This window comes from Mesorhizobium sp. M1E.F.Ca.ET.041.01.1.1 (assembly GCF_003997355.1).
In the GTDB taxonomy this organism is placed as follows: Bacteria; Pseudomonadota; Alphaproteobacteria; order Rhizobiales; family Rhizobiaceae; genus Mesorhizobium.
This window is the reverse complement of the sequence record NZ_RZSL01001086.1, coordinates 1-1,056: the sequence shown is the minus strand read 5'-3', so window position 1 is coordinate 1,056 and position 1,056 is coordinate 1. Positions and strand designations below refer to the sequence as shown.

Here is a 1,056-nt window from a genome sequence, read left to right as displayed (position 1 = left end):
ACGCAGCACTGGTCGGACTAAAAGAGCATGATCGGCTGGTGCTGGCGAAAAGCCAGATGGAGCGGCGGCTCAGGGAGCGTCGGGCAAGTTCAAAATTGCCCGACCTGATCGAGCTGGTGCTGTCGCGGCCGCTCGTTTCGACAGGCATGATCCAGGACAGGCTAAAGGTCACAAAACAGGGGGCGCTCAACCTGGTCGGCGAGCTCGGCTTGCGCGAGATGACGGGGAGAGGAAGGTTTCGCGCCTGGGGCGTCGTATGACCACGCTTCACGGCCCGCGTTAGTCGTCTAGGAAGAGTTGTGTCGTATTTGGCTTTCGAACACGTCGGGGATGGGGACAAGTTGGAAATAAGGCAAGATGCGTGGGTGGCCGGCAGCGACTGCTGCTAAATTAGGCCACCGAATCATTACGTCGTTTACAACTTTACCGAAACTTGGGGGGGCGCGTGTCAGAAACGCCATCTATACATGCGTGGATCAGGTTTCTCAGAAACTACGGGCCGATCCCCACCAACGACAACATGTATGACGAGACGATTCAGCGTGCGCTGCGTCGTCACAAAATTCGGCCGATTACACTGCCCGCGCCACTTCGCGACGAGCTCGTTGAAAATTTTCGCGGGGCCTCCCCAGGTTCATACATCATCACCGGCACAGCAGGGGATGGAAAAACATATCATTGCCGAGAGGTCTGGATCGAACTCGGCGGCGACGCGAACCTCTGGAACCTGGGCGTCAAGGTTCAGCGTCTGGACCTCGGCGATAAGCGCTCGCTTGTCGTCGTCAAAGATTTGAGCGAACTGCGCGATGACGAAAGTGCATCGCTTATCGCTGAATTCTCGGCCGATATCGCGAATCCGACCGCAGCAACCTTCTATCTCCTTGCCGCCAATCACGGGCAGCTCCTCGAGAAATTCAAATCTGCGCCGAAGACGCCTGAGATCGAACGGGCGAGCCAAGTTGTCGAAGACCTCTTGGTTACGGGCGTGACGAACGACGCGGGAATTCGTCTCGAACTGAGAGACCTCAGTCGATCTCCGGCGGCTCAGATGGTAAC

2 protein-coding genes are annotated in these 1,056 nt (G+C 57.2%); both read left to right on the top strand.

All coding sequences use genetic code 11. The annotated features are described in order from the left end of the window. The coding region (locus tag EOA38_RS37545; protein WP_245481033.1) for a helix-turn-helix domain-containing protein at nucleotides 1-260 on the top strand (260 nt) is incomplete at its 5' end. Nucleotides 261-445: 185 nt separating this feature from the next. After that, a partial coding sequence (locus EOA38_RS37540) for a hypothetical protein (RefSeq protein ID WP_210213024.1) occupies nucleotides 446-1,056 on the top strand: 611 nt, incomplete at its 3' end.